Annotated in this window: 18 protein-coding genes; 12 read left to right on the forward strand and 6 right to left on the reverse strand. The window is 63.9% G+C overall.

Annotated elements, in window-relative coordinates:
• Positions 1-205: 205 nt before the first annotated feature.
• The 4 genes from ACP7BZ_RS06220 to prpR all read right to left on the reverse strand — a co-directional run bounded on the left by ACP7BZ_RS06220 (position 206) and on the right by prpR (position 3,823).
• A complete protein-coding gene (locus ACP7BZ_RS06220; RefSeq protein ID WP_426111129.1) occupies positions 206-910 on the reverse strand; it encodes an anti-sigma factor in 705 nt (234 codons plus the stop codon).
• The gene (locus tag ACP7BZ_RS06225; protein WP_426111131.1) at positions 907-1,473 is read right to left on the reverse strand and encodes a sigma-70 family RNA polymerase sigma factor; all 567 of its coding nucleotides are present in this window, start codon (positions 1,471-1,473) and stop codon (positions 907-909) included. Before ACP7BZ_RS06225 ends, ACP7BZ_RS06220 begins: the two co-directional genes overlap by 4 nt.
• Positions 1,474-1,551: 78 nt before the next feature.
• Complete coding sequence (locus tag ACP7BZ_RS06230) at positions 1,552-2,115, reverse strand: DUF3455 domain-containing protein (RefSeq protein ID WP_426111133.1); 564 nt, start codon at positions 2,113-2,115, stop codon at positions 1,552-1,554.
• A 91-nt stretch (positions 2,116-2,206) separates the two neighbouring features.
• The gene (gene prpR / locus ACP7BZ_RS06235; RefSeq protein ID WP_426111134.1) at positions 2,207-3,823 is read right to left on the reverse strand and encodes a propionate catabolism operon regulatory protein PrpR; all 1,617 of its coding nucleotides are present in this window, start codon (positions 3,821-3,823) and stop codon (positions 2,207-2,209) included.
• Positions 3,824-4,048: 225 nt separating this feature from the next.
• Between prpR and prpB the strand changes: the two genes are divergently transcribed.
• The 5 genes from prpB (at position 4,049) to ACP7BZ_RS06260 (ending at position 13,063) form a co-directional block, all read left to right on the forward strand.
• Positions 4,049-4,933, forward strand: a complete 885-nt coding sequence (prpB, locus tag ACP7BZ_RS06240) for a methylisocitrate lyase (protein ID WP_426111136.1) — start codon at positions 4,049-4,051, stop codon at positions 4,931-4,933.
• Between the two features lie 56 nt (positions 4,934-4,989).
• On the forward strand, positions 4,990-6,156 hold the full coding sequence (gene prpC, locus ACP7BZ_RS06245; RefSeq protein ID WP_426111138.1) for a bifunctional 2-methylcitrate synthase/citrate synthase: 1,167 nt from the start codon (positions 4,990-4,992) through the stop codon (positions 6,154-6,156).
• 28 nt (positions 6,157-6,184) lie between these two features.
• On the forward strand, positions 6,185-8,779 hold the full coding sequence (gene acnD, locus ACP7BZ_RS06250; protein WP_426111678.1) for a Fe/S-dependent 2-methylisocitrate dehydratase AcnD: 2,595 nt from the start codon (positions 6,185-6,187) through the stop codon (positions 8,777-8,779).
• Between the two features lie 2 nt (positions 8,780-8,781).
• On the forward strand, positions 8,782-9,990 hold the full coding sequence (gene prpF / locus ACP7BZ_RS06255; RefSeq protein WP_426111140.1) for a 2-methylaconitate cis-trans isomerase PrpF: 1,209 nt from the start codon (positions 8,782-8,784) through the stop codon (positions 9,988-9,990).
• A gap of 172 nt (positions 9,991-10,162) precedes the next feature.
• Positions 10,163-13,063 (forward strand): EAL domain-containing protein, encoded by a 2,901-nt coding sequence (locus ACP7BZ_RS06260; protein WP_426111142.1) that lies wholly within the window; start codon positions 10,163-10,165, stop codon positions 13,061-13,063.
• Here the strand turns inward: ACP7BZ_RS06260 and xth are convergent.
• Positions 13,039-13,824, reverse strand: coding sequence for an exodeoxyribonuclease III (xth, locus tag ACP7BZ_RS06265; RefSeq protein WP_426111144.1), 786 nt, complete (start codon positions 13,822-13,824; stop codon positions 13,039-13,041). The genes ACP7BZ_RS06260 and xth overlap by 25 nt on opposite strands.
• Positions 13,825-14,261: 437 nt before the next feature.
• On the opposite strand from xth, the gene ACP7BZ_RS06270 reads away from it, so the two are divergent.
• The 4 genes from ACP7BZ_RS06270 (at position 14,262) to ACP7BZ_RS06285 (ending at position 15,942) form a co-directional block, all read left to right on the forward strand.
• A complete protein-coding gene (locus ACP7BZ_RS06270) occupies positions 14,262-14,561 on the forward strand; it encodes a hypothetical protein (RefSeq protein ID WP_426111146.1) in 300 nt (99 codons plus the stop codon).
• Positions 14,561-14,773, forward strand: coding sequence for a DUF1653 domain-containing protein (locus ACP7BZ_RS06275; protein ID WP_426111148.1), 213 nt, complete (start codon positions 14,561-14,563; stop codon positions 14,771-14,773). Before ACP7BZ_RS06270 ends, ACP7BZ_RS06275 begins: the two co-directional genes overlap by 1 nt.
• Before the next feature lie 152 nt (positions 14,774-14,925).
• Positions 14,926-15,399, forward strand: coding sequence for a CreA family protein (locus ACP7BZ_RS06280; protein WP_426111150.1), 474 nt, complete (start codon positions 14,926-14,928; stop codon positions 15,397-15,399).
• A gap of 87 nt (positions 15,400-15,486) precedes the next feature.
• Complete coding sequence (locus ACP7BZ_RS06285) at positions 15,487-15,942, forward strand: hypothetical protein (protein ID WP_426111152.1); 456 nt, start codon at positions 15,487-15,489, stop codon at positions 15,940-15,942.
• Between the two features lie 75 nt (positions 15,943-16,017).
• Here ACP7BZ_RS06285 and ACP7BZ_RS06290 read toward each other — a convergent pair whose 3' ends face one another.
• A complete protein-coding gene (locus tag ACP7BZ_RS06290; protein ID WP_426111154.1) occupies positions 16,018-17,514 on the reverse strand; it encodes a leucyl aminopeptidase in 1,497 nt (498 codons plus the stop codon).
• Between the two features lie 87 nt (positions 17,515-17,601).
• Between ACP7BZ_RS06290 and lptF the strand changes: the two genes are divergently transcribed.
• From lptF to ACP7BZ_RS06305, 3 genes are read left to right on the forward strand one after another with little or no spacing between them, the layout of a single operon-like run.
• The gene (gene lptF / locus ACP7BZ_RS06295; protein ID WP_426111156.1) at positions 17,602-18,705 is read left to right on the forward strand and encodes an LPS export ABC transporter permease LptF; all 1,104 of its coding nucleotides are present in this window, start codon (positions 17,602-17,604) and stop codon (positions 18,703-18,705) included.
• Complete coding sequence (lptG, locus tag ACP7BZ_RS06300; RefSeq protein ID WP_426111158.1) at positions 18,702-19,871, forward strand: LPS export ABC transporter permease LptG; 1,170 nt, start codon at positions 18,702-18,704, stop codon at positions 19,869-19,871. Before lptF ends, lptG begins: the two co-directional genes overlap by 4 nt.
• On the forward strand, positions 19,871-20,260 hold the full coding sequence (locus tag ACP7BZ_RS06305; RefSeq protein ID WP_426111160.1) for a sirohydrochlorin chelatase: 390 nt from the start codon (positions 19,871-19,873) through the stop codon (positions 20,258-20,260). Before lptG ends, ACP7BZ_RS06305 begins: the two co-directional genes overlap by 1 nt.
• Positions 20,261-20,269 lie beyond the last annotated feature (9 nt).

Below are 20,269 nucleotides of genomic sequence, written 5' to 3' on the forward strand. Positions count from 1 at the left end.
CGTGCACACCGCAAGCGTGCGCGGCAGGGGTACGCGCGTCGCGCGCTGCCTGTACCCTTTTTCAAGGCGCTCTCCACGTTAAGTCGTGAACCGCGCGTGGTGGTCGAAAATTGACGGCGATCGTCGCGTCACCGGATATCGACTGCGCAAAGTGGAAAGCAAACTCTTCAATATCTAACGGTGACAGCGCCTTTTTCAAAAACACCTACATCACCTTGACGGCCCGTCCGATGAACTGCACCGGCCCGGTCGGCTTGTCGAGCGGCGAACCCTTGACCGGCTCCAGCGTCAATTCAAACAACTGGTTCGGCTCGATATTTGGCAATGCATCGAGGGCAATCGTGATCGTCTGCCCCGGCTTGACCAGCCCCAGCGATACCGGCCGGCGCCAGCCGTCGGCCTTGGTCCAGAACTGCAGCGACTTATCGGCCGGTACGGCGGCGGCGGCCAGCGGCACCAGGTTCAGCTGACGCGAGGCGCCCGTCTGCACCACGTAACCAGGCGCCTTGTCTTGCGGCGCCACCAGCACCACCATGTATTGCGGTTTGACATCGCTGGTCGCCAGCCGTCCCGCCAGCGTCACCGCCAGCACGGCGGTGGCCAGCATCGAGCCGGCGGTCAACATGCGCCACAGGCCCAGACTGTTCCACATGGGCTGCCTGAGGGTGGCGGCGGCAGGCGCTGCGCTGGCGCTGCGGGCAATGCGCCGCCATAATCCGTGCGATGGCGTCACCGGCGCCACCAGTGCCGTCAAGGGCAGCAGGTCGGCTTGCCACTGTTGCACCGCCAGACGCAACGCCGGTTCCGAGCGCAGGCGGCGCTCGATGGCGGCGCTGGCCGCGGGCGCGAGCGTGCCCAGCACGTATTCGCCCGCTTCGGCCGACACTTCATCGTCGCTTGGATTGCTCATGACAGGCACACTTTCAAGGACGCCAGGCTGCGTTTGATCCACGATTTGACGGTGCCCATGGGGGCATCGACGCGCACCGCGATTTCGCTGTGCGACAGGCCATCGATATAGGCGTGTAACAGGCAGTTGCGGCGCACCGGTTCGAGCTGCGCAAGGCAGCGGCCGATCTGCCCCGGTGTCGAGGCAAACGCAAAGCTGTCGCTGATGTCGGCCCAGCGCTCCATCGACACCTGTGCATCGAGGGCGGCGGCGGTGGCGTCGTCGACAGCCACTTCGTGGCGGCTGGCGCGCACCGCGTTGAGTGCCAGGTGACGGGTAATGGTGTAGATCCAGCCACGCGCGGCCCCGCGCAAGGGGTCATAGCTGGCCGCTGCCGTCCACACTTTAATAAAGGCGTCGTGGACGATGTCTTCGGCGAGCGCGGCGTCGACCACGATGCGGCGGGCCACCCCCAGCAGGCGCGCGCCTTCCTGGTCGTACAGCCGGCGCAGGGCCGACTGGTCGCCCTTGGCGCACGCGTGCAGGGCTGCTTCATAATCGAAGGCGTCGACAGGATTCGGCAAGGGCAGTCCGTAAAAAAGTGTGAATTTTCTCGCGGGAATCCTAACATAGATCATGCCAACGCCAGGCGCCGATCGAACTCAGACTGCCTTGTAAAAAATATAGTCACCCTGGTAAGGCACCACCGTGCGCTGGCCACGGGTGTCGGCGCTGCAACCGGTGGCAGGCGCTGCGCCGCCCTGCAGGGCCACGCGCTGGATGTAACTGATGCCCATCATGGCGCCGGGGTTGACGGCAGGGTTGGCTTTGACCAGCTGGAACGGGATATTGCCGGGGCCCGAGGGGGCCACTGCCACCTGGGTGCCGCTGACCTTGGAACCGTCGGTGGCCTGCCACGTCGCCGGCGGGCCGGAATACGTGCCGACAGCTTTGCCATGGCGGTCGGCGAGGGTGGCTTTGGGGCCGACGAAGGTCCATTCCACCTGGCCGGGCATGTTCGCCTTGTCCTTGCACTCGTAGGTCAGTTCACCGGTCGCATGGGTTTCCATGGCCACCATGTGGCCGCTTGGGACCTTGACGGTGTCGGGCAGGCTGGTTTGCGAAAAGCTGGCATGCGGCGCCATGCTGGTGCAGGCGGACAGGGTTACCACGGTTGCCACGGCGGCGGCGAGGCTGAGCATGGAAGGCAGGCGGGTCTGGTTCATGGTGTGTTCCTTGTAGGTGGAAGGCGGCGCCACATGGCCGCTCCTGCAAGTACTACCCACGGCAACAGTGCTTGGATGCAGTCGAAGCGCTTTATTTTTTTTCGATGCGCCCCGACGCGTCCCGCTGTTGGTGCTTCAGCCGCCGCCACAAGGTCGTGCGGCTGATGCCGAGATAAGCTGCCGCCTCGTCGCGACGGCCGTCAAAACGGGTCAGCAGCGCCTCGATCGACTCGGGCTGAGCTGGCGCCGCCGCCGTGCGCGCCAGCTCCGGCGCCACCTTCAGCAAAAAGCCCTGGGTCAGTGCCTGCAGCGGCTCGGCCGCCAGGTACAGGGCCACGCGCTGCGCCACATTATTGAGTTCGCGAACATTGCCGGGCCAGTCGTAGTGCTCGAGCAGGCCGGCACACGCCTGTACTTCGGCGTGCAGATTGGGGTGGGGACGCGCGCCCAGCGCTGCCAGCGCGTGCTTGAGCGCCCACTCGGTCAGCGGCGCCACGTCGAGCGCGCGCGCGCGCAGGGGCGGCAGCACCAGCCGCAGCACCGCCAGCCGGTAATACAGGTCGGCGCGAAAACGGCCGTCGCGCACGCGCTGTTCGAGGTCGCAGTGGGTGGCGCTGATCACCCGCACGTTTACCGCGATCGGCCGGGTGCCGCCGACCCGCACCACTTCGCGCTCTTCCAGCACGCGCAGCAGGCGCGTTTGCAGGGGCAGCGGCATTTCGCCGATCTCGTCCAAAAACAGGGTGCCGTGATTGGCCGCTTCGAACAGCCCCGCATGGCCACCGCGGCGCGCCCCCGTAAACGCCCCTTCCTCGTGGCCGAACAGTTCCGATTCGAGCAGCGACTCGGCCAGCGCGCCGCAGTTGACGGCGACAAAAGGACGATTCGCCCCAAGGCTGCGTGGCCCTTCGCGGTGCATGGCTTGCGCCGCCAGTTCCTTACCGGTGCCCGTCTCACCCTCGATCAGTACCGTTGCCGGCGATTTGGCGAACAGCACCACCGCCTGGCGCAGCTGTTCCATGGCCGCCGAATCGCCCTTCAAATCGTTCAGGCCATGGCGCGCGCGCAGGGTATCGGTGACCACCGTGCGGCGGCCGCGGCGCGCGTCGGCGGCGGTTTGCCGCGCCAGTTCAAGTGCATCGTCAAACGCCTGGCGGATCGATGCCGCCGAATAGACGAAGACGCCGATCAAGCCGGCTTCCTCGGCCAGGTCGGTAATCAGGCCGGCGCCGACGATGGCGGTGACGCCTTCGGCCTTGAGTTCATGGATGCGGTCGCGCGCATCCTGTTCGGTCACATACGTACGCTGGGCGATGGCCGCGCCAAAGGTGGCGGAAAAATCGGCCAGCGCCGGCAGCGCCGCCTGGTAGCTGATCACGCCGATGCGCGCGGCCACTTTTCTCGCCCGCGCCAGCGCCGCCATCATGTCGTAACCGCTGGCGCGCGCCACCACCACCGGCGCCGACAGCCGGCCTTTCAGATAGGCCGCATTCGAGCCGGCGGCGATCACCACATCGCAACGCTCGCTGGCCATGCGCTCGCGGATGTGGCGGGCGGCGGCATCGAAGCCGAGATTGATCGGCTCGATCGTCGCCAGGTGGTCGTACTCGAGGGTGATGTCGCGAAACAGGTCGGCCAGGCGCGATACCGACACCGTCCAGATGACGGGACGGTCGAGGTCTTCGGTGGCAGGGGCAGGGGAGGACATGACGCCATTCTACGCCACTGGTGTTTCATGTTTCAAATTGGCTGCACCATGAAACGCTATCTGCAACACGCGGCGCCGGCAAGCGCCGTGCCCCTCTCGCCTTGGTGTTTGATTTTAAACAGGTTTTCGCCAGTGACCGGGGTGATGTTGCCGCCAGATTGCATGGCACGCCACTTGCAATGGCTTCTGCATAGCCTGTTCACGTAGCATTTTTGGAGAATACCGATGAGAGAATCACGAGGCGCGCTGTTTCGCCGTGCCGTGCTGGAAGAATCGCCGCTGCAAGTCGTTGGCACCATCACCGCCTACACCGCCCGCATGGCCGAGCGTTCCGGCTACAAGGCGATTTATCTGTCGGGTGGCGGCGTCGCCGCCAATTCGCTCGGCTTTCCCGACCTCGGCATCAGCACCCTCGATGACGTCATCACCGATGCCCAGCGCATCACCGATAGCTGCGGCCTGCCGCTGCTGGTCGATATCGACACCGGCTGGGGCGGCGCCTTCAATATCGCCCGCACCATCCGCCACATGATCCGCGCCGACGTCGCCGCCGTCCACATGGAAGACCAGGTCTCGGCCAAGCGTTGCGGCCACCGTCCTGGCAAGGAAGTGGTCAGCACGGGCGAAATGGTCGACCGCATCAAGGCTGCCGTCGACGCCCGCCACGATGAGAGTTTCGTCATCATGGCGCGTACCGACGCCCTCGCCGTCGAAGGGCTCAACGCCGCCATCGACCGCGCCTGCGCCTACGCCGAAGCGGGCGCCGACATGATCTTCCCGGAGGCGATCAACCAGCTCGAGCAGTACCGCCAGGTGCGCGCCGCCGTCAAGGTCCCGATCCTCGCCAACCTCACCGAATTTGGCGCCACCCCCCTGTTCACGCTCGACGAGCTGCGCGCGCATGATGTCGATATCGCCCTGTACTGCTGCGGCGCCTATCGCGCCATGAACGCCGCCGCCCTCAATTTCTACACCACCCTGCGCGCCGAAGGCACCCAGAAAAGCGTGGTGCCGACCATGCAGAGCCGCGCCGACCTGTACGACTACCTCGGCTACCACGAATACGAACAGAAGCTCGATGCGCTGTTCGCCCAGGGCAAAGAGAAATAATATAAACGATTTACATAGAAGCGCCGCACCATACCACCTCACTGGAGCAGACCAGCATGACCGATACCACCGCAGCAAAAGAGCCAGTCGCCTTCAAGCCAAAAAAATCTGTCGCCCTGTCCGGCGTCGCTGCCGGTAACACGGCGCTGTGCTCGGTCGGCAAGACCGGCAATGACTTGCACTATCGCGGCTACGACATCCTCGACGTCGCCACCAGCAGCGAATTCGAAGAAATCGCTTACCTGCTGGTGCACGGCAAACTGCCGAACGGCGCCGAACTGCACGCCTATAAAACCAAGCTGAAAAGCCTGCGCGGCTTGCCGCAGGCGGTCAAGTCGGCGCTCGAAGCGCTGCCGGCGGCGGCCCATCCGATGGATGTGATGCGCACCGGCTGCTCGGTGCTCGGCTGCACGCTGCCGGAAAAGGACGATCACAATGTGCCGGGCGCGCGCGACATCGCCGACCGCCTGATGGCCTCGTTCGGCTCGATGCTGCTGTACTGGTACCATTTCAGCCATAACGGCAAGCGCATCGAAGTCGAGACCGACGACGATTCGATCGGCGGCCACTTTCTCCATCTGCTGCACGGTAACAAGCCATCGGCCGCCTGGGTCAAGGCGATGCACACCTCGCTGATCCTGTACGCCGAACACGAATTTAACGCTTCCACGTTTACCGCCCGCGTCATTGCCGGCACTGGCTCGGACATCCATTCGGCGCTCACCGGCGCCATCGGTGCGCTGCGCGGCCCGAAACACGGCGGCGCCAACGAAGTGGCGCTGGAGATCCAGGAACGCTACGAAAACCCCGACGAAGCCGAAGCCGACATCCGCCGCCGCGTCGAGAACAAGGAAGTGGTGATCGGTTTCGGTCACCCTGTGTACACCGTGTCTGACCCGCGCAACGTGGTGATCAAGGAAGTGGCGCGCCAGCTGTCGATTGAAGCCGGCTCCACCAAGATGTTCGACATCGCCGAGCGGCTCGAAACGGTGATGTGGGACGTCAAAAAAATGTTCCCGAATCTGGACTGGTTCTCGGCCGTGTCGTACCACATGATGGGCGTGCCGACGGCCATGTTCACGCCGCTGTTCGTCATCGCACGCACCTCGGGCTGGTCGGCCCACGTGATCGAGCAGCGCATCGATAACAAAATCATTCGCCCAAGCGCCAACTACGTCGGTCCTGAAGACTTGACGTTCACGCCGCTGGCCGAGCGCAAATAAGGTGACACAACCCGTGAACCATCCCATGATGAATACGACCCATCGGAAAGCGCTGCCCGGCACCGCGCTCGATTATTTTGACGCCCGCGCAGCGGTCGACGCCATCGAAGCGGGCGCCTACGACAGGCTGCCCTACACCTCGCGCGTGCTGGCGGAAAACCTGGTGCGCCGCTGCGATCCCGACACCCTGGTCGCTTCGCTGCGCCAGCTGGTCGAGCGCCGCCGCGACCTCGATTTTCCGTGGTTCCCGGCGCGCGTGGTCTGCCATGACATTCTCGGTCAGACCGCGCTGGTCGACCTGGCGGGCCTGCGTGACGCCATCGCCGCCCAGGGAGGCGATCCCACCCTGGTCAACCCGGTGGTGCCGACCCAGCTCGTGGTCGACCATTCGCTGGCGGTCGAATGCGGCGGGTTTGACCCCGACGCCTTCGCCAAGAACCGCGCCATCGAAGACCGCCGCAACGAAGACCGTTTCGATTTCATCGAGTGGACCAAGAAGGCCTTCAAAAATGTCGACGTCATCCCGCCAGGGAACGGCATCCTGCACCAGATTAACCTCGAGCGCATGAGCCCCGTGATCCAGGTCGGCGATGGCGTCGCCTATCCGGATACCCTGGTCGGCACCGATTCGCACACGCCGATGGTCGACGCCCTCGGCGTCATCGCCATCGGTGTCGGCGGCCTGGAAGCGGAAAGCGTGATGCTGGGGCGGGCCTCGTGGATGCGCTTGCCCGACATTATCGGCGTCGAGCTGACCGGGCGCGCGGCGCCCGGCATCACCGCCACCGACATCGTGCTGGCGCTCACCGAGTTTCTGCGCAACGCGAAAGTGGTGTCGTCGTATCTTGAATTTTTCGGCCCCGGTGCAGCCAGCCTGACGCTGGGCGACCGCGCCACCATCTCGAATATGGCGCCCGAATTTGGCTCGACGGCGGCGATGTTTTATATCGACGAACAGACCATCAAGTACCTCAAATTAACTGGCCGCGAAGACGATGCCGTCAAGCTCGTCGAGCTGTATGCCCGCACCACCGGCCTGTGGGCCGACAGCATGAGCAATGCGGTCTATGAACGGGTGATCAGTTTTGACCTGTCGACGGTGGTGCGCAATATCGCCGGACCGTCCAATCCGCACAAGCGGGTGCCGACCTCGGAACTGGCCGCGCGCGGCATTTCCGGTATCGTCGAAAACGAAGCGGGCAAGATGCCCGATGGCGCCGTCATCATCGCCGCGATCACCAGCTGCACCAACACAAACAATCCCCGCAACATGATCGCCGCCGGCCTGATTGCCCGCAACGCCAACCGTCTCGGCCTGTTACGCAAACCGTGGGTGAAGTCGTCGCTGGCACCGGGCTCGAAAACCGTCGCCCTGTACCTTGAAGAAGCGGGCTTGATGACGGAGCTCGAAACGCTCGGCTTTGGCGTCGTCGGCTTTGCCTGCACCACCTGCAACGGCATGTCCGGAGCACTCGATCCCGTCATCGAGCAAGAGATCATCGCGCGCGACCTGTATGCCACCGCAGTCCTGTCGGGCAACCGCAATTTCGACGGTCGCATCCACCCGTACGCCAAACAGGCGTTTCTGGCGTCGCCGCCGCTGGTGGTGGCGTATGCGATTGCCGGTACCATCCGCTTCGATATCGAAAAAGATGTGCTGGGATTCGCCGCCGATGGCCGCGCCATCCGCCTGGCTGACATCTGGCCGGCTGACGAGGAGATCGATGCCATCGTCGCCGCCAGCGTCAAGCCGGAACAGTTCCGCAAGGTGTATATCCCGATGTTTGCCAGGCAGCCTGACGATGGCATCAAGGTCAGCCCGTTGTACGACTGGCGTCCGCAAACCACCTACATCCGTCGCCCGCCGTACTGGGAAGGCGCGCTGGCAGGTGAGCGCACGCTGCACGGCATGCGTGCGCTGGCGCTGTTGGGTGACAACATCACCACCGACCACCTGTCGCCATCGAACGCCATCATGCGCGATTCGGCCGCCGGTGACTACCTGGCGAAGATGGGTTTGCCGGAAGAAGATTTCAATTCGTATGCCACCCACCGCGGCGACCACCTGACGGCGCAGCGCGCCACCTTTGCCAACCCGACCCTGAAAAACGAGATGGTGATCGAAGACGGCAAGGTCAAGGCCGGCTCGCTGACCCGGGTCGAACCCGAGGGCGTGGTCACCCGCATGTGGGAAGCCATCGAAACCTACATGCAGCGCAAGCAGCCGTTGATCATCGTCGCTGGCGCCGATTATGGCCAGGGTTCCTCGCGCGACTGGGCAGCCAAGGGCGTGCGCCTGGCCGGCGTCGAGGCCATCGTCGCCGAAGGCTTCGAACGGATTCACCGCACCAACCTGGTTGGCATGGGCGTGCTGCCACTGGAATTTAAGGTGGGCGTGAACCGCAAGACGCTCGGCTTGGATGGCAGCGAGACCTACGATGTGACGGGCGAGCGGCTGCCCCGCGCCGAGCTGATTTTGACCATCACGCGGCGCAACGGCGACGTCGAACAGGTGCCGGTCACCTGCCGCCTCGACACCGCCGAAGAAGTGTCGATTTATGAGGCGGGCGGCGTGCTGCAGCGCTTTGCCCAGGACTTCCTCGAATCGACCAAAGGGATCTGACAATGGCATACGCTCCCCAAATCAAGATTGCCGCCACCTATATGCGTGGCGGCACCAGCAAGGGCGTGTTTTTCAAACTGGCCGATTTGCCCGTCGCCGCGCAGGTAGCAGGAGCGGCGCGCGACGCCCTGCTGCTGCGGGTGATCGGCAGCCCTGATCCCTACGCCAAGCAGATCGATGGCATGGGCGCTGCCACCTCCAGCACCAGCAAGACAGTGATCGTGGCGCCGTCGACCCAGCCCGGGCATGACGTCGACTACCTGTTCGGCCAGGTGGCGATCGACGCCCCGTTTGTGGACTGGAGCGGTAATTGCGGTAACCTGTCGGCAGCGGTGGGACCGTTTGCCATCAGCGCCGGCATGATCGATGGCGCCCGCCTGCCGCGCGACGGCGTCGCCACCATCCGCATCTGGCAAGCCAACATCGGCAAGACCATCATCGCCCATGTACCGATGACGGCCGGCCAGGTGCAGGAGACGGGCGACTTTGAGCTCGACGGCGTCACCTTCGCCGCCGCTGAAGTGCAGCTCGAATTCCTCGATCCGGCAGCGGACGAGGAGGGCAGTGAGGCCGACGGCCCGGCTAACATGTTCCCGACCGGGAATCTGGTCGATCAGCTTGAGGTGCCCGGTGTCGGCACTTTCAGTGCAACGATGATCAATGCTGGCATCCCCACCATATTCGTCAACGCCGCCGACATCGGCTACAGCGGCAGCGAGCTGCAGGACGCCATCAATGGCGATGCGAAGGCGCTGGCGCGCTTTGAAACCATCCGCGCCTACGGTGCCCTGCGCATGGGCCTGATCAAGCATATCGATGAAGCGGCGCGCCGCCAGCACACGCCGAAAGTCGCCTTCGTGGCGCCGCCGGCCGCTTACACGGCGTCGAGCGGCAAGCAGATCGCCGCCGGCGACATCGATTTGCTGGTGCGCGCCCTATCGATGGGCAAGCTGCACCATGCCATGATGGGCACGGCGGCCGTGGCAATCGGCACCGCCGCCGCCATTCCGGGCACCCTGGTCAACCTGGCCGCCGGCGGCGGTGCCCGCACGGCGGTGCGCTTTGGTCATCCATCGGGCACTCTGCGGGTGGGGGCCGAAGCGGTCGTTGAAGGGGGGATCTGGCGGGTCAACAAGGCCATCATGAGCCGCAGTGCACGCGTGCTGATGGAGGGATGGGTGCGCGTCCCGGGCGGCGCGGCTGGTCCCTGATCTGCCGTGATTTTTGCAGCACGACGATAAAAAGCGGCGCCCGTTGGCGCCGCTTCTCATGTATGGGACTATCTTCACTGCCCCGCTGCAGTCCAGCTTTCGCTGGCATCGCGGCGCGCATCAGTCTATGATCAAGCCAAGAGCGGCCCCTGCAAGCTGCCGGACAAGAGACATGGATCGAACCCCACCTCACAGCACGGTGCTGGAAACAGCGTTGGCGCTGATCGGCGCGCCGGCCTGCGCCTGCGATGGCAATGGACGCATCAGTGCAGCCAACGCCGAACTGGCGTTGCTGCTGGGCGGCGCCGTCATTGGCCGCGCGCTGCACGATTTTTTTGTCGCTGGCGACGTCGACAGTGCTGCCCTGCTGCGCGAGGCGCTAACGGCGCCGCACCACTGGGATGCGTTGATGCGCGCTGGTGGCGAGCAAGTGGCGGTGCACCTGCGTGCCAAGCCGCTCGCCACCGGCGGGCCCGGCTGCACCATCGTCGTGACCGACATCAGCCACTTTGAACGCAGCCAGGCGGCGTTGCGCCAGACCCTGCTCGAACAGAAGGCCATCCTCGACAACGCCTCGGTCGGCATCCTGTTTTCCAAGGCGGGCGCGGTGATGTCGTGTAATCCCCGTTTCGCCCAGATGTTCGGCTACAGTCAGGATCAACTGCTGGGCCAGGCGGCGGCCATGCTGTTCGTCAGTGCCGATGACTACCGCGCATTCGGCGCCATTGCCGGCCCCGTGCTCGCCAGCGGCGCTCCTTTCGAATGCGACGAGCACCAGTTCGTGCGGCGCGATGGCGGCGTGCTGTGGTGCCGCGTGCGTGCCAAGGCGCTCGACCTCGAGCGTAGCGGCGAAGGCACCATCTGGATCCTGGAAGACGTCACCGACAGCCGGCAGAACCTGGTCGAAGTGCAGGCCATCATGACGAACGCCTCGGTGAGCATACTGTTTACCAAAAATCGCCTGATCACCCGCTACAACCGCGGTTTTGCCGAGATGTTCGGCTACCGCGACGACGAGGCCCTGGGCCTGCCCGGCCGCGCGCTCTATCCCAGCGACGACATCTACGATGCGGTCGGCGCCGGCGCCTGGCCGCTGCTGTCGGCCGCGCGGCCGTACCAGACCGACGTGCGCATGCAGCGCAAGGATGGCAGTACCCTGTGGGCGCAGTTGATCGGCTATGTCGTCAACCCGGCCGAGCCGGCCGCCGGCACCATCTGGATCATCGAGGACCGCACCGACCAGAAGCACGCCGAAGAGGCGTTGCGCAACACGCTGCTGGAGAACCAGGCGATTCTCGACAATGCGGTGCTGGGCATCGCGGTGGTCGAACACGGCTGCAACCTGCGCAGCAACGCCAAGATGGAGGAACTGTTTGGCTATGGCGCCGGCGCCATGGCTGGCCTGCCGGTGCGCGCGCTGTACCCGAATGCGGCGGCGTGGCAGCGCGCGCGCATCGACACCGGCCGCGATTTTGCCAAAGGCCGGGTCAGCACCTGCGAAATCGAACTGGCGCGGCAGGACGGTTCGCTGTTCTGGGCGCGCCTGTCAGGGCGGCCGTTCGACCTGGCGCGCCCGCACGAGCGCTCGGTATGGCTCATCGATGACGTCACCGCGCGCCGCCAGGCGGCCGACGCCGTGCGCCGCGCGCGCGACGGCCTCGAGCTGCGGGTACAGGAGCGCACCGCCGAACTGGCTGGCGCCAATGCCTTGCTGCAGGCGGAGATTGCCGAGCGCCGCCAGGCCGAAGCGCGCGTGCACCATATGGCCTATCACGACAGCCTGACCGGACTGCCCAACCGCGCGCTGCTGGCCGACCGGCTCGAACGCGCCATGCGCAGCGCCGCCCGCAGCGAACGCCAGCTGGCGGTGATGTTCCTTGATCTCGACCGCTTCAAAACCATCAACGATTCGCTCGGCCACCAGACTGGTGATCACCTGCTCAAGGAAGTGGCCAGCCGCCTGTGCCGGGCGGTGCGCGCCAGCGACACCGTGGCGCGCCTGGGCGGCGACGAGTTCGTGGTGCTGGCACCCGGGGTGCGCGATGGCGTCGAAGCGGCCGCCGTCGCCGAAAAAATCATCGAGGCGCTCGACGCGCCGTTCCCGTTCGAGGGCCGGCTGCTGCATGTGACGCCGTCGATCGGCATCGGCCTGTATCCAGATGACGGTGTCGACGTCGACACCCTGATGCGTCACGCCGACGCCGCCATGTATCACGCCAAGGCCAGCGGACGGAATAACTACCAGTTTTTCACGCACAAGATGAACCAGGCGGCGGCCCAGCACTTCGACCTCGAGAGCAGCCTGCGACAGGCGCTGGCCAGCGAACAGTTCGAGCTGTTTTACCAGCCGATCGTCGACACCGGCACGCGCCGCCTGCACTCGCTCGAAGTGCTGCTGCGCTGGCGCCGTCCCGATACCGGCCTGGTGCTGCCCGACCGCTTCATCCCCATCCTCGAAGAAAACGGCTTGATCGTGCCGGTGGGCGAGTGGGTGATCCGCCGGGCCTGCGAACAGAGCATGGCGTGGCAGCGCGCTGGCCTGGGCGCTGTGCCGCTGGCGGTGAACCTGTCGCCGCGCCAGTTCATCCACCGTGGCCTGATCGCCTCGATCCGCCGCACGCTCGAGGTCACCGGCATCGATCCCGGCCTGATCGAATTTGAAATCACCGAGACGGCGCTGATGCAGCACGGCGAACAGACCCTCGAGATCCTCGGCCAGATCAACGCCATGGGCATCCGCCTGTCGATCGATGACTTTGGCACCGGTTATTCGAGTCTGGCCTATCTCAAGCGCTTCCCCGTCAGGAAGCTCAAGATCGACCGCGCCTTCGTCAAGGACCTGGCCACCAGTGCCGAGGACCGCGCCATTGTCGGCGCCATCATCGCACTGTCGAACAGCCTGCAACTGGCGGTGGTGGCAGAAGGGGTCGAGACGGAGCAGCAGTTTGCCCTGCTGGCGGCGGCCGGCTGCACGTATGCGCAGGGCTACTTGTTTTCACGACCGGTGCCGGCGGACCAGGCATCGAGGCCGGCCTGGCGCCAGCTCAGTCAAGTTGCTGATTCGGGCGGTTGATCGAGCGTCGCCGTGACCGGCGCGTGATCGGACGGCTGCTCCCAGGTGCGCGGTTCGCGGTCGATGGCGCAGGCGGTGCAGCGCGCCGCCAATGCGCCGGATAACAGGATATGGTCGATGCGCAGGCCGCGGTTGCGGCGAAAGCCCATCATCCGGTAATCCCACCAGGTAAACGATTTATCCGCTTGTTCGAACAGGCGGAAAGCGTCCTGCAGTCCGAGCGCGCCGAGCGCCGTCAGCGCCGCCCGCTCGCGTTCGGAACAGTGGATCTGGCCGGCCCACTCGAGCGGGTCGTGGACATCGCGGTCTGCTGGCGCGATGTTGTAGTCGCCCAGCACGGCCAGCTGCGGATGCCGGACCAGTTCTTCGGCCAGCCACTCGCGCAGGGCGGCCAGCCACGACAGCTTGTAGGCATATTTGTCGGAGTCGACCGCCTGGCCGTTCGGCACATAGGCGCAGATGATGCGCATGCCGCCGGTGGTGGCGGCGAGCAGGCGCTGCTGGGGATCGTCGAAGTGCGGATTGTTGCGGACGACGTCGGTGAGCGCGGTGCGCGAGAGGATGGCGACGCCGTTATAGGTTTTCTGGCCGCTGAACACCACCTGGTAACCGGCATCATTAATTTGAGTCAGCGGGAACTTATCATCGGTGAGCTTGGTCTCTTGTAAACACAATACATCGACCGGATGGGTTTGCAGCCACTGCAGTAAGTGGGGCAGGCGTACTTTAAGGGAATTAACATTCCAAGTTGCTAGGTGCATGGCGAACTCACATTCAATGCTGGGGTAGAAGGAATGGCCGGGCGGGGCCGACATAATCGTGTCGTGGAATAAATACAGCTGATTAAAAAAAATTATTGTCTTTTTGTTCCCGCCGGGCTTAATCTGTGGCAAATTGTAACAAACCACTGACAAGTGGTTGAAAGTAGCCTATTGTTACTGACAGGGTATCGAATATTGCATCAACACAACGCGCGGTGTAGTATTGCTACTGCGAAAGAGTTAGCTGATGATGTCTGTGTTTTATCCTCCTGACAACAAGCAACACGACAGCACGACGATAAACTGTTGAAATTTCTCCAAGGGATGATACTATTGGGAAATGTTGTATTTTCCGTAGTATGAAACGCGATCAGAGCGTATAAAGGATAAAAATGCGCAGTGCATTCGAGGCATGGGCACAACGTGACGGGCACATTGTGCGTCGCCGTGAAGACAAGCCCGAGGAATACCTGGTGTTCGAGACCCAGCGTCGCTGGGTGATCTGGCAAGCGGCACTGGCCCATGGCAAGGCGGCAGCAGCAGCGCCCAAGCCGCCCGCCAAGCCGGCCAAGGAAATTCAGGCGGAAGAAGCGGCCATGCGCAATCGGGTTCTCAATGAAGTGCTCGACGCCTTCAGCGACCTCGATGATGCTGCCGGCATCGAAGCGGCCTTGAAGGTCATCCAGAGTCTGAAGAAAAAGCAAAAAGCACTGGCGGAACAAAAAGCCGACATCTGATGCCGGCTTTACCGCAGCGCTACCGCCATTACAAGGGCGGGCTTTACGAGCTGGTCTCCATGGCCACGCTCGAGGCAGATATGTCGCCGGTGGTGGTGTATCGCGCTGCCGACGGCAGCGTCTGGGTGCGTCCTGCTGCCGTGTTCTTTGAAACCGTCTGCGTCGATGGCGCATCGGTGCCGCGGTTTGCGCCGCTTGAACCTGTAGAATAAGCAAGGCAAAAATGGGACAGGCACCCTTCGGCGCCAGCCCTCCCTGGGGCAGTCGCCGCAGGGAGGACTGGTGCGAAGTCGCCTGTCCCATTGCGCCGTACACCAACGGCATCCCCGCCTGGCCGTCTCCCTATTCATTTACAGGAAAACTCATGCGCATTTCTCTTGCCGCCCTCGCCATCGCCGCCAGCTTTACCATGGCGGCCGCCCTGGCCGAAACCATCGGCTCGGTCGACACTGCCTTTAAACTGATCGGCCCCGATCACAAGGTGGTGGTCGAAGTGTTCGATGACCCGAAGGTCGCTGGCGTCTCGTGCTACCTGTCGCGCGCCAAGACGGGCGGCATCAAGGGGGCCATCGGCCTGGCGGAAGACAAGGCCGAGTCGTCGGTCGCCTGCCGCCAGGTCGGCGCCCTGAGCTTCACCGGCAAGGTGCCACGGCAAGAGGAAGTGTTCAGCGAACGGGCCTCGATCTTTTTCAAGCACGTGCGGGTGGTGCGCATGGTCGATGCCAAGCGCAACGCCCTCATTTACCTGGTCTACTCCGACCGCCTGGTCGACGGCAGCCCGAAAAACAGCGTCACCGCCGTGCCGGTGCCGGGCAACCAGCCGATTCCCGTCCAATAATCGATTGGCGCCTCATGATTGCCGGTCCGCTGCCGTAAACAAGACAGGCGGTCCATTCGGTACCGCCACCACCGAGCGGACCCTATGATGCATCTTGTGCATACCATGCGCACCCTGCTGCTGTGCACGGCCCCATTGGCCTGCGCCGGCTGCGCCACCCTGATTGACTCCGGCGTTCAGGAAGTCGAGGTGCGCACCGTGCTCGAGCACCGTGAAGTCGCTGGCGTTGGCTGCGTGCTGAGCAACCGCCACGGCCGCTGGTTCGTCACCACCCCCGGTCGCATCAACATACGCAAAAGCGATGACAGCTTGCAGGTCGATTGCGGCCGCACTGGCCTGGGCAGCGCGCTGACAGCGGTGCCGTCCGAATATGGCGACGTCAAGCTGATCGGTAACATCGTGTTGAGCAGCGGCTTCGGTTATCTGCTCGACACCCGCTCCGGTGCCGGCTTTGATTATCCCCCCGTGCTCACCATACTGATGCGGCCCGAGCGCGGCGGCGCCAGGGCGGCAGCAGCAGAGCGGGGCAGCACGATCTATTAGTCGATCAGTTGAGCGCAATAAAAAGGGCGGATCCGAGGATCCGCCCTTTTTTGTTGCCGATGCTGCCGTGGCGATTTACGCGCGGTTGATCAGGAAGGTCGACAGCAGCGGCACCGGACGGCCAGTGGCACCCTTGGCGCCGCCCGATTTCCAGGCGGTGCCGGCGATATCGAGGTGGGCCCAGGCGTAGCTGCGGGTGAAGTTTTCCAGGAACGCGGCGGCCGTGCAGCTGGCGCCGCCCGGGGTGCCGATATTGCCCAGGTCAGCAAAATTCGACTTGAGCTGGTCGTTGTAGGCTTCGCCAATCGGCAGGCGCCAGGCGGTGTCGCCCGCCTGCTTGCCGGCGTCGAGCAATTGCTGCACCAGGCCATTCGAGGCGGCGTCGTCGCGGGCGAACAGGCCACTGTTGTGGTGGCCCAGGGCGACGATGCAGGCGCCCGTCAGGGTGGCGATGTCGACTACGGCAGCCGGGTTGAAGCGCTCGGCATAGGCGAGGGCGTCGCACAGCACCAGGCGGCCTTCGGCGTCGGTGTTGAGCACTTCGATGGTCAGGCCGGCCATCGAGGTGACGATGTCGCCCGGCTTGGTGGCGCGGCCGGACGGCATGTTTTCGCAGGCGGCGATGATGCCGACGACGTTCAGGTCCAGGCCCATCTCGCCGATCGCACGGAAAGTGCCCAGCACCGAAGCGGCGCCGCACATGTCGTACTTCATTTCATCCATGCCGGCACCGGCCTTGAGCGAAATGCCGCCGGTGTCGAAGGTGATGCCTTTGCCGACCAAGACCACCGGGGCATCGTTTTTCTTGCCGCCCATGTGCTTGAGGACGATGAACTTGGGCGGCTCGTCGCTGCCATTGGTGACCGACAGGAAGCTGTTCATTTTCAAGGCTTCGAGCTGCTTGCGGTCGAGCACTTCAACGTCGAATTTGTACTCTTTGCCCAGCTTTTTGGCGGTGTTGGCCAGGTAAGTGGGGGTGCAGACATTGGCTGACAGGTTGCCCAGCTCTTTGGTCAAGTCCATGCCGCGGGCGATCGCCTGGGCCTGGGCCAGCGCCAGTTTGGCCTTGGCATCGACGGCGTCGACCGCCAGCAGCAGTTTTTTGACGCCCGTGCGCTCCGGGTCTTTCTTGCTTTTCTGGCCATCGGTGCGGAACTGCGCTTCGTGGGCGCCAATGACGATGGTGTGGATCGCCCAGGCCAGGTCGCGGCCTTTCACTTCGGTCAGTGGAAATGCGATAATGGCGTCGCTGGCGCCGAGCTGGCCGAAGCACTTGAGGGTGGCGTGGACGGCCGTGGTGAAGGCCTTGTCAGTCACAGCGTCAAACGCGCCCATTCCCACCAGCAGCACACGGGCGGCGCTCACGCCGCCTACGCCGCGCAGCAACAGGCTGGTGCCGGCCTTGCCGGTGATATCGCCGGACTTGATGGCGGCGCTGATGTCACCGCTCTGATCGAGGGCGGCAGCAGCGGCCGACAGCTTTTTATTTTCGTACACCGCGACTGCGACACAGCCGGTTTTTGCCGACAGGATGGGGTTCTTGGTGTCGTATGCTTTTATGCTAAAGTCCATTGGATTCTCCGTTTCGTTTGTGACGCGCACTGCTCAACCTGAGATTATATCTGCCGAATGATTTTTCAACGCGCCCTTCGACGGGAAATGGCCAGTTCCGCTGGCGCCACCTTCACGGTGCTGTTCTCGATATTCGTCACCTGGACCCTGATTTCCATCCTCGGCCGCGCCGCCGGTGGCAAGGTGGCGTCGAGCGACGTGGTGGCGCTGATCGTGTTTGCCGTGCTTGGCAACCTGCCCACCATCATCATCCTGACCGCGTTTATCAGCGTGCTGGCCGTGGTCACGCGCAGTTACCGCGATTCCGAAATGGTGGTGTGGTTCGCGTCCGGCCAGTCGCTGGCCAGGTGGATCTGGCCGGTGATGTCGTTTGGCTTGCCGCTGGTGCTGCTGACCGGCGCGCTCAGTTTCGTCGCCACGCCGTGGGCCAAGATGAAGAGCAATGAATTCGTCCAGCGCTTTGAAAAACGCGAAGACTTGAAAAAAGTCGCACCCGGCCAGTTCCGCGAATCGGCCGGCACCAACCGCGTGTTTTTTGTCGAGGGCGGCGCCGATGCCACCAGCAACAATGCGGTGCAAAACGTCTTCGTCAACACCATCGAAAATGGCATCAACACGGTGGTGGTGGCCAGGCAGGGCGTGATCGAGCCCGATGGCAAGGGCGGCCAGTTCCTGGTGCTCAAAAACGGCCGCCGCTACCAGGGCACGCCCGGTCAGGCCGATTTTCAGACCATGGAATTTGCCCGCTACAGCATGCGCGTGGCCACCAAGGTGCCGGTGTTAGGCGCCGACCAGCCGGTCGACAACATGTCGACGGCAGCGCTGTTGCTGCTGCCAAACCGCTATACCCAGGCCGAACTGTTGTGGCGCATTGCCTCGCCCGTCATGTGCGTGCTGCTGATGCTGCTGGCCATTCCGCTGGGCTTTGTCAATCCGCGCGCCGGCAGCTCCGTCAACCTGATCCTGGCCGTGCTGATCTTTTTCACCTACAGCAATCTGGTCAAGCTCACCGAAGCGAGCGTCAAGCAGGACAAGCTGCCGTTCGCCACCGGCTGGTGGCCGGTGCACCTGCTGGTGTTGCTGGCGGCGGTCGGCCTGTTCGCCTGGCGCTTGAATGTCAATCACCGCTACCACCCGCTGGTATTGCTGGCCGCCTTTAAACGGGGCCGGGCTGGCGGAGGACGCGCATGAAAATCCTGCAACGCTATTTTGCCGTCAATATCCTGCAGGCGGTGTTGTTCGTGCTGATCGCTTTTCTGGCACTGACCGCCTTCATGGACTTGACCGCCGAACTGCCGGCAGTCGGCCAGGGCGGCTACCTGATCCAGCACGCCTTTTTGTACGTCGGCTTGCTGCTGCCCGGCCACGTCTATGAAGTGATGCCGGTGGCGGCGCTGATCGGCACCATTTACGCCATGTCGCAGTTTGCCGCCAGCTCCGAATTTACCATCATGCGCGCCTCGTCGATGTCGACCCTGCAGGCGCTGGCGATGGTCATCAAGATCGGCGTGGTATTCGTGCTGCTGACCTTCTTTTTTGGCGAAGTGGTGACCCCGCGCACGGCGCCGCTGGCGGAAAAACTCAAGCTCAGCGCCAAGGGCGCCACCGTGTCGCAGGCGTTTCGCACCGGTATGTGGACGAAGGATGTGGTGCACGCCGACGCCAGCGCCGGCGTGGTGACCGGTTCGCGCTTTTTCAATGCGCGCCAGTTCAAGCCCGATGGCCAGCTGGTCGACGTCAAGCTGTACGAATTCGATACGCGCATGCGCATGCGCTCGCTCGTCACGGCGGCCAGCGCCACCTTCGAAGGCAATAACACCTGGCGCCTGCTCGACGTCACCGAGACGCTGTTTGGCAACCGCCGCGATGACGCCGCCGCCGTCGATGCCATGGGCAAGGGGATTGTCGGCCTCGACAGCAATGTGGTGTCGACCCGCAAGCTGCCCAGCATGCAACTGGTGTCGGAAGTGACGCCGAAAATCCTCGCCGTGTCGTCGGCCGATCCGGACCGCATGTCGGCCAATGAGCTGGCCGTCTACACGCGCCACCTGGCCGACAACAAGCAGGAAACCGACCGTTTTAAGATCGCCTTCTGGAAAAAGCTGTTTGATCCGCTGGCCATTTTTGTGCTGATGACCCTGGCCCTGCCGTTTGCTTACCTGCAAAGCCGCAGCGGCGGCGTCAGTCTGAAAATTTTTATCGGCATCATGATGGGCGTGAGCTTTTTGCTCGTCAACACGCTGTTTTCGCACCTTGGCATGTTGACCACCTGGCCGCCCGTGATCACCGCCATCGCTCCCAGTTTGTTATACCTGCTGCTGGCGCTGGGCGCCCTGTGGCGGGTCGAAAGGCACTAATGACACCAATCACCACAAGCGAACGCAAGTCGCTGATCCTGTTTGCCCACGGCGCCCGCGCCGCCTCGTGGTCGGCGCCGTTCGAACGGCTGCGCGACGCCACTGCCGCGCGCCTGCCGGAAGTCGACGTCGCCCTGGCCTTTCTTGAATTGATGGAGCCGCGCCTGCCGGCCGAAGTGGCGCGGCTGGCCGCTGACGGGATCGGGGCGATTACCATCGTTCCCGTGTTCCTGGGCCAGGGTGGCCACCTGCTGCGCGATCTGCCGCTGCTGGTCGAGCAGCTGCACCGCGATCACCCGGCGATTGCCATCACGGTCGCTGGCGCGGTGGGCGAAGACCCCGGCGTGCTCGAAGCGATGACGCGCTACTGCGTCGGCGCGCTCGTATAAGACTGCGCG

It is taken from the genome of Massilia sp. PWRC2, from assembly GCF_049896725.1.
Lineage (GTDB): Bacteria > Pseudomonadota > Gammaproteobacteria > Burkholderiales > Burkholderiaceae_D > JAFCUW01.